Below are 8,323 nucleotides of genomic sequence, written 5' to 3' on the forward strand. Positions count from 1 at the left end.
CGACCCGCTCGGTGCCGACTTCGACTACGCGGCCGCGTTCGCCACGATCGACCTCGATGAGCTGAAGGCGGACATCAAAGAGCTGCTCACCACCTCGGTCGACTGGTGGCCGGCGGACTACGGCAACTACGGCCCGCAGATGATCCGCATGGCCTGGCACGCCGCCGGCACCTACCGCATCGCCGACGGTCGCGGCGGGGCGGGGACCGCGATGCAGCGCTTCGCCCCCATCGGCAGCTGGTGGGACAACGGCAACACCGACAAGTCCCGTCGCCTCCTGCAGCCGATCAAGCACAAGTACGGCAACGCGCTGTCGTGGGCCGACCTGATGGTCCTGACCGGCAACTGCTCGCTCGAGCTGATGGGCCTGCCGACCTACGGCTTCGCCGGGGGACGGCTCGACGCCTGGGAGCCCGACGACGGCACCTGGTGGGGACCCGAGGTCTGGAACCCGCACAACGTCGAGAGCCCCGACGAGATGGTCAGCCGCGACGAACGCTGGCACGGCGAGAACGGCGACGCGGACTACGACCTGCAGAGCCCGCTGGCCGCGTCGCACCAGGCCCTGATCTACGTCAACCCCGAGGGGCCGTACGCCAACGGCGACCCGATGGGCTCGGCCCGTGACATCCGCATCACCTTCACGCGCATGGCGATGAACGACGAAGAGACCGTCGCCCTGATTGCCGGCGGACACGCGTTCGGCAAGAGCCACGGCCAGGTGCCCGCGTCGAAGATCGGCCCGTCGCCCGAGCTCGCACCGATCGAGTCGATGGGTCTCGGGTGGCACAACCCGGTGGGCAGCGGCAACGCCGAGAACACCTCGACCAACGGCATCGAGGGCAGCTGGACGCCGAACCCGATCCAGTGGGACAACACCTACCTCGAGAACCTGTTCGCCTACGACTGGGAGCAGACGAAGAGCCCGGCCGGCGCGCTGCAGTGGATGCCCACCGACCCCGACGCGCCGAAGACCCCCGACGCGCATGTGCCGGGGCAGATGAACCCGCTCATGATGATGACCTCGGACATCGCCCTGAAGGTCGACCCGGAGTACCGGGCCGTGTGCGAGCGCTTCCTGGCCGACTTCGACCTGTTCACGCTGGCGTTCTCGAAGGCCTGGTACAAGCTCACCCACCGCGACATGGGCCCGAAGCACCGCTACCTCGGCACCGAGGTCACCATCGCCGACGACCTGCTCTGGCAGGACCCGCTGCCCGACGCCGAGGGCCCCGCCCTCGACGAGGCCGACGTGGAGACCCTCAAGAAGGCCGTCCTCGACACGGGGCTGTCCGTGTCCGACCTCGTCTACACGGCCTTCTCCGCCGCCTCCACCTATCGCGACAGCGACAAGCGGGGAGGGGCGAACGGCGGACGTCTCGCCCTCGCGCCCCAGAAGGACTGGGCGGTCAACCGCCGCACCGTCCCGGTGATCGAGGCGCTGCGGTCCGTGCAGTCGGACTTCGCCGCCGCGTCGGACGGACGCCAGGTCTCGCTCGCGGATCTCATCGTCCTCGCCGGCACGGCCGCGGTCGAGCAGGCCGCGCGGGCGGCGGGCTCCGACGCCGAGGTCCCGTTCACTCCGGGCCGCGTCGACACGACGCAGGAGCTCACCGACATCGAGATGTTCGAGTGGCTCCGCCCGGTCGCGGACGGGTTCCGCAACTTCGTGTCCGAGCGCTTCGACCAGTTCGCCCCGGGTGTCGCGCCCGAGGCGGCGTTCCTGGACAAGGCGAACCTGTTCACGCTCACCGCGCCCGAGTGGGCCGTCCTGACGGCAGGGCTGCGCGTCCTCGGCGCCAACTGGGACGGATCCGACCGGGGGGTGTTCACCGATCGCGTCGGCGTCCTGACGACGGACTTCTTCGTCAATCTGACCGACACCGATCTGGTCTGGACCAAGGACGACGACACCGCGTCGACCTTCACCGGCCGCGTCCAGGCGACCGGCGAGGCGCGCTGGCGGGCGTCGCGCAACGATCTCGTGTTCGGCTCGAACGCGCAGCTCCGCTCGATCGCCGACGCCTACGCGGGCACCGATGGGCAGGAGCGGTTCGTCCGCGACTTCGTCGAGGTCTGGTCGAAGGTGATGATGCTGGACCGCTTCGACGTGAAGGGGCACAAGCGCTACGGCGCGATGGCCGCCTGACCCACGTCGCCGCGCTCGTCGCCCCCTCTCGCATCGGAGAGGGGGCGACGTCGCGTGTGCGCGGTACGTCTACCGCGTCGCCCGCTCCAGCAGCTCCAGCACGTGCACGTACGACTCCCCCGTCGCCTTGGTCATCCCCAGCTCGCACGTGCGGTTGCACGAGGCGTGCGCGTCGGCACCCCATCCCGCGACCTCGGCCGCCTCCGGCGCTGTGGCCGACGAAGAAGGCCCCGTCGGATGACGGGGCCTTCGCACTTCGTATGTCCGCGGGGGGAGGCCGGAGCCCGCAAGTCCCGCGACTAGTGAGCCTCATTGTACCGTTACGGGATGCCCGCTGCCACTCCGCCCGACGAGGCCGAGATCCGCGCCACGCTCAGCGCCCCACGTGCAGGCACGTACGTCGCTGCGTGTGGCGGAGACACCGGCAGAGCCGTCGAACTGTACGGCTGGAACGCCCGCGTTTCAGCGGCCCTGATGCTGCCGGCGCACTTCGCCGAGATATCGACGCGCAATGCAGCTTCCGATGTTTTGGAGCGGCTCTATGGCCCGCGATGGCCCTGGAACCCGACCTTCGAGGCCAGTTTGCCGAACGCAGGTCGCTACAACCCACGACGCGACCTGTTGAACACACGGGGGACGAACCCGACGACGGGGAAGGTGATAGCGGAGCTGAAGTTCGTCTTCTGGCAAAAGCTCTTCACCAGCCGCAACGACGTTCGACTCTGGGAGCCCCACATCGCGTGGGCTTTTCCGGGCGCACCGACCATGGCCGCGGCCAGTCTGCGTGATCGGATCTACCGGGACCTCGACATCCTTCGACACCTCCGCAACCGACTCGCTCATCACGAGCCGGTCTTCACGCGGAACCTTCTCGACGATCTCACACGCACCCTCGATCTCATCGAACTGCGCAGCCGCAGCACCTCACAGTGGGTGCGGGCAATGGAGGACGTCACCACGATCGTCGCCGAACGACCATAGGTCGGGACGGCAGGACATGCTCTGCGGACAGGGGCTCCCCTACCGCGTCGCCCGCTCCAGCAGCTCCAGCACGTGCACGTACGACTCCCCCGTCGCCTTCGTCATCCCCAGCTCGCACGTGCGGTTGCACGAGGCGTGCGCGTCGGCACCCCATCCCGCGACCTCGGCCGCCTCCGGCGCTGTGGCCGCCTCGGTCAGCTCGGGGTGCAGCATCCCGCGGTCCCCCGCGTAGGCGCAGCAGCCCCACGCATCGGGAACCCGCACCTCGGCCGCGACGGCCTCCCCCACCGCGCGCAGCGCCGGGTCGATGCCCAACTGCTTCGACGAGCACGTCGGGTGAAGGGCCAGCAGCTCCGCCACCGGGGTCGCCGTGAGGCGTGGAAGAAGAGCGGATGCCGCGAAGGCCACGGCATCCACGACCTCCACGCCCTCGTCGCGCAGGGTCGCCGCGAATCCCTCGGTGCAGCTCGACGCGTCGCACACGACCGGGAGCGCCCCCTCGCGCGAGGCCTCGCGCACCGCGGCGCGGACGCGCGCCGACATCGTCGCGTGCCCCTTCGCGAAGCCCTTCGACGACCAGGGCGTGCCGCAGCACAGCGCGTCGATGCCGTCGGGCACCACCGCCGCGACCCCCGCGCGCTCGAGCAGGCGCGTGAACGCGGCGGTCGCGCCGATCCCGTCGGCGGGGCCGAACATGCTGCCCACGCAGGCCGGCAGGAACACCGCGACGGGCTCCGCGCCCGGAGCCCCGACGACGGAGCCCAGCGAGCGACGCGACGACCCTCCGCTCGGCAACTCCGCCGAGTAGCGGGGCACCGTGTCGGTGCCGAGCACCGCGCGGGCGGCATCCGTCACCGTCCGCACCGCCGACGTCGGCAGCGCCGAAGCGACCGAGAGCGCCGCGGAACCCGCTCGGGTGACCGCTCCCCACCCGGTCGCCGCGGCCGACCAGCCCGCGGCGAGCACGGGGTTGGCGTCCTCGCGGCGGAAGCGCTTCATCAGCGAGCCCGTGTTGATGAGCACGGGGCACGCCGTCTGGCACATGCCGTCGACGGCGCAGGTCTGCACGCCGTCGTAGTCATAGTCCTTCTCGAGTTCCGCGGCCAGGGCGCCGTCGCCGCGCGCGCGGGCGGCGGTCGACGCGCGGCGCACGACGATGCGCTGGCGCGGGGTGAGCGTCAGCGACCGGCTCGGACACACCGGCTCGCAGTACCCGCACTCGACGCACCGGTCGGCCTCGGGCTCGATCGACACGGGGGTCTTGAGGTTGCGCATGTGGGCGGTGGGATCGTCGTCGATGATGACGCCCGGATTCAGGATGCCGCCCGGGTCGAGCACCCGCTTCAGTCGCACCATCACGTCGTACAGCTCGTCGCCGTACTGCCGTCGCACGTAGGGCGCCATCGCGCGGCCCGTCCCGTGCTCGGCCTTGAGGTTGCCGCCGGCGCCCAGCACGAGGTCGACCATCGCGTCGGTGAAGCCCTCGAACCGGCGAAGGGCCGTCGCCCCCTCGAAGCGGTCGGTGAGCATGAAGTGGATGTTGCCGTCCTTGGCGTGACCGAAGATCACGCTGTCGGCGTAGGCGAAGCGCGCGAACAGCTCCTGCAGGCCCTCGCACGTGTCGGCGAGGCGGTCGACCGGCACGACCACGTCTTCGAGCAGGGCGGTGGTGCCCGAGGGCCGCGCGCCGGCGACCGAGGCGTACAGGCCCTTGCGGAAGGTCCACGCGGCGGCACGATCGGCGGCGTCGCTCGAGAAGACGGCCGGGTCGCGCAGCTGCTGCTCCGCGAGGACGCGCACCCCGGCGTCGGCGAGCTCGCGCAGGGCGGACGGATCGTCCGCGTGGTACTCCACGAGCAGAGCCGCCTGCGTGGTGGCCTCGAAGCCGTGGATCGCCGCGGGCGTGCCCGCCAGACGCTGGCCGACGCGGAGCGACGTGGCATCCATGAGCTCCAGCGTCGCCGCGCCCGTCGCCACCAGCGCGGGAAGCGAACGGGTGGCGGCGTCGAGCGTCGGGAACACCGCGAGCGCCGTCGCGATCGCGGGGCGGATGGGCACGGTGCGGAACGTCGCCTCGGCGACGAAGGCGAGAGTCCCCTCCGATCCCACGACGAGGTGGGCGAGCAGGGCCGCGGGGGTGTCGAAGTCGAGGAACGCGTTGAGGGCGTACCCCATGGTGTTCTTCATCGCGAACTGCCGCTCGATGAGGGCGACGCTCGCGGCATCCGCCACCACGCGCTCCCGCAGGCGCATCAGCTCGTCGACGAGGGCGGGCTCGCGCTGGGCGAGCAGGCGGTCGGCATCCGGGTCCGCGGTGTCGACGACGGTTCCGGATGCCAGCACCACGACGAGCGACTCGAGGGTGCGGTACGAGTTCTCCGCCGTCCCGCAGGCCATGCCGCTGGAGTTGTTCGCGATGACGCCGCCGATCGTGCAGGCGGCCTCGCTCGCCGGATCGGGACCGAGGCGGTGGCCGTGCCGCGCGAGCCGCGCGTTGACCTGGCGCACCGTCGCCCCGGGCTGGGCGCGCACCCGGCGTCCACCGTCGAGCACGTCGATGCGTCCGAACCCCTGCCGCACGTCGACCAGCAGCCCCGCGCCCGACGACTGCCCCGACAGGCTCGTGCCGCCCGAGCGGAACGTCACCGGGGTCCGCGAGGCCGTCGCGGCGCGCAGGATCGCGCCGACCTCCGCCGCATCGGCGGCGACGACCACGGCCTCGGGGGTGAGGAGGTAGTGCGAGGCGTCGTTGGCGTAGGCGACGCGGTCGATCGCGCGGGTGCGCAGTCGCGACGGGTCGCCGACGGCCGCGGCGATCTCGGGCGCGACGGTGCTCATGCGGTCTCCTGGGGTCGTCGGGTGGCGGCGGGCGCCGGAGTCTCCCCCTCGGCGGTCAGCACGCGCGAGAGGTCGGGCGAGGTCTCGACGAGGGCCCGGATGCCGAGCGGCGGACCCGCCACGACCGTCGAGGCGTGCGCGACGGCGTGCGCCCCCCACTCGGCCGCGCTGGCGGCGGCGACCGCGAGCGCGTCGGCACCGGCGGCGGACGCGGCCGGGGCGCGCGTGAGACCGAGCAGGAAGCCCGCGAGGGCGGCGTCTCCCGCCCCGGCGGTGTTGGCGACGTACGGGGCGTCGGCGCGCGCGAACACCGCGCGCTCTGCGGTCACGGCGAGCAGTCCGTCGGCGCCCATGCTCGCGAGCACCGTCTGCACGCCCCGGGCGACGACCTCGCGCGCCGCGACCACGACGTCGCCGAGGGTCTCGAGCGGGCGGCCCACGGCCGCGGCGAGTTCGTCGACGTTCGGGGTGAGCAGGTCGATGCCGGTCGGATCGGCCAGCAGCGCATCGAGCGCCGCACCGCTCGTGTCGACGGCGACCCGGGCGCCCAGCTCGCGGGCGAGATCGCGCACGCCCCCGAGGTCGACGATCGCCCCGGTGCCGGCGAGCTCGGGCAGGCTCCCCGAGATCACGAGCCACGCGTCGCCGCGGGTCGAGAGCTCCTCGCGCAGGACCGCGACCGTGGCATCCCACGCCTGCTTCGACAGCGGCGGGGTCGGGGCGTTGACCTTCGTCGTGGCGCCGACCGCGTCGATGATCGACGTGTTCACCCGCGTCGCGCCGGGCACCTCGACGATCCGCAGGAGAGGGGCGGTCAACCCGCAGCGGGCGAACCGCACGTCGTCGGAGCCGAGCACCACGACCGCGGCGGTGTCGGCGCCGCCCGCGGCGAGGGCGGCCGAGACGTTGACGCCCTTGCCGCTCACCTCGCGCGTGTAGCTGTCGGCGCGGGTGAAGGTCGCGGGGCGCAGGGCCGCGACGCGGTAGGTGGCGTCGATCGCCCCGGCGGCGGTGAGGGTGACGATGCGGCTCATGCGCCGACCTCGCTGACGATGCGCCCGGTGATGACGTCGAGAAGGCGATGCACCTCGCCGGCGACCGCCGCGCGGCCGGGGGCGAGCCAGCGGCGGGGATCGATGGCATCCGGATCCCGGTCCAGCTCATCGCGGACGGCCGCGGTCAGCACGGTGTTGAGGTGCGTGCCGATGTTGATCTTGCGCATGCCCGCGCGCACGGCGCCGTCGATCCCGGCGTCGGCGACACCGCTCGAGCCGTGCAGCACGAGCGGCACCGGGAGTTCTGCGGCGAGCCGAGCGATGAGGTCCTCGTCGAGGGTCGCGCTGCGCTCGCGCATCGCGTGCTCGCTGCCCACCGCCACGGCCAGGGCGTCGACCCCGGTCGCCGCGACGAAGCGCGCGGCCTCGGCGACGTCGGTGCGCACACCCGGCGCGTGGGCGCCCTTGCCGCCGATCTCGCCGAGCTCGGCCTCGATCCAGGCGCCGGCGGCGTGCACGCGGGCGGCGACGGCGGCGGTGCGCTCGAGGTTCTCGGCATCCGACAGGTGGGCCGCGTCGAACATGACGGAGCGGATGCCGACGGCCAACGCCTCGTCGACGAGCGGCTCGTCGGTGGCGTGGTCGAGGTGCACGACGACGTCTACCCGCGCGGCCTCGGCCAGGCGCAGGGCGGCGGTCGCGGCGGGCGCGATCCCGCCGTGGAAGGCGATGGCGTTCTGCGAGAGCTGGAGGATCACGCCGGTCTCGGCGGCCTCGGCCCCCGCGACGACGGCCTCGGCGACCTCGAGGGTGATGAAGTTGAAGGCCCCGACCGCGCGGTGCGCGGCGAGCAGGTCGGGCATGTCGGCCAGCGGCACGGCGGTCTCTCTCTCCGCGCGCAGCGCGGGGTGGGGTTCATCTCGCGTGAGGGGTCGTTTCGTGTCGCTTCGGAGCGTCCGAGGCGACAGTTCGTGACCCCTCACGCGAGAGAGAGGGGGTGGGGTGGGGGGTCAGCAGGAGGACTTGTAGACCGCGTCCTTGCCGTCGGTGGTGATGTTGTCCTTGGTGAGGATGGTGAAGCCGGTCTGGATCTTCGCCTCGGTGGATTCGCCCTTCAGCGCCGCGATGGCCTGCTTGACGCCGTCGGAGCCGATGGTTCCGGGTTCTTGGGCGACGAGGGCCTGGACGGTTCCGGCTTCGAGGGCCTTGACCTGGGCGGGGCCGGCGTCGAAGCCGACGATGGTGACGGCGCCCTGCTTGCCGGCCTGCTGGACGCCGGTGGCGCTTCCTTCGGCGGCGAAGAGGTTGGCGGCGAAGATGCCGACGATGTCGGGGTCCTTCTGCAGCGCGGCGGTGACGA

At 72.3% G+C, this 8,323-nt stretch carries 7 protein-coding genes; 2 read left to right on the plus strand and 5 right to left on the minus strand.

What is annotated here, in order from left to right:
• On the plus strand, nucleotides 1-2,149 hold a 2,149-nt coding region (gene katG / locus QZ433_RS09875), incomplete at its 5' end, for a catalase/peroxidase HPI (RefSeq protein ID WP_295782682.1).
• 69 nt (nucleotides 2,150-2,218) lie between these two features.
• Here the strand turns inward: katG and QZ433_RS09880 are convergent.
• Entirely contained in the window at nucleotides 2,219-2,404 is a 186-nt protein-coding gene (locus tag QZ433_RS09880; RefSeq protein WP_295782684.1) for a hypothetical protein, read from the minus strand.
• Between the two features lie 72 nt (nucleotides 2,405-2,476).
• On the opposite strand from QZ433_RS09880, the gene QZ433_RS09885 reads away from it, so the two are divergent.
• Nucleotides 2,477-3,130: a hypothetical protein gene (locus QZ433_RS09885; protein WP_295782687.1), complete on the plus strand. Its 654-nt coding sequence runs from the start codon at nucleotides 2,477-2,479 to the stop codon at nucleotides 3,128-3,130.
• A 39-nt stretch (nucleotides 3,131-3,169) separates the two neighbouring features.
• Here QZ433_RS09885 and QZ433_RS09890 read toward each other — a convergent pair whose 3' ends face one another.
• The 4 genes from QZ433_RS09890 to QZ433_RS09905 all read right to left on the minus strand — a co-directional run.
• Nucleotides 3,170-5,968 carry an FAD-binding and (Fe-S)-binding domain-containing protein gene (locus tag QZ433_RS09890; RefSeq protein WP_295782688.1) on the minus strand — a complete coding sequence of 933 codons (2,799 nt, stop codon included), beginning with the start codon at nucleotides 5,966-5,968 and terminating at the stop codon, nucleotides 3,170-3,172.
• A complete protein-coding gene (locus QZ433_RS09895) occupies nucleotides 5,965-7,002 on the minus strand; it encodes a PfkB family carbohydrate kinase (protein ID WP_295782692.1) in 1,038 nt (345 codons plus the stop codon). Before QZ433_RS09895 ends, QZ433_RS09890 begins: the two co-directional genes overlap by 4 nt.
• Nucleotides 6,999-7,841 carry a class II fructose-bisphosphate aldolase gene (locus tag QZ433_RS09900; RefSeq protein ID WP_295782695.1) on the minus strand — a complete coding sequence of 281 codons (843 nt, stop codon included), beginning with the start codon at nucleotides 7,839-7,841 and terminating at the stop codon, nucleotides 6,999-7,001. The genes QZ433_RS09895 and QZ433_RS09900 overlap by 4 nt, the downstream gene beginning before the upstream one ends.
• Nucleotides 7,842-7,973: 132 nt before the next feature.
• A partial coding sequence (locus QZ433_RS09905) for a substrate-binding domain-containing protein (protein ID WP_295782698.1) occupies nucleotides 7,974-8,323 on the minus strand: 350 nt, incomplete at its 5' end.

It is taken from the genome of uncultured Microbacterium sp. (assembly GCF_913776565.1).
Classification (GTDB): domain Bacteria; phylum Actinomycetota; class Actinomycetes; order Actinomycetales; family Microbacteriaceae; genus Microbacterium.

Coding starts and splice junctions, on each gene's coding strand:
- QZ433_RS09885 (WP_295782687.1), top strand. CDS start 2,477: ATGCCCGCTGCCACTCCGCCCGACGAGGCCGAGATCCGCGCCACGCTC.
- QZ433_RS09890 (WP_295782688.1), bottom strand. CDS start 5,968: ATGAGCACCGTCGCGCCCGAGATCGCCGCGGCCGTCGGCGACCCGTCG.
- QZ433_RS09895 (WP_295782692.1), bottom strand. CDS start 7,002: ATGAGCCGCATCGTCACCCTCACCGCCGCCGGGGCGATCGACGCCACC.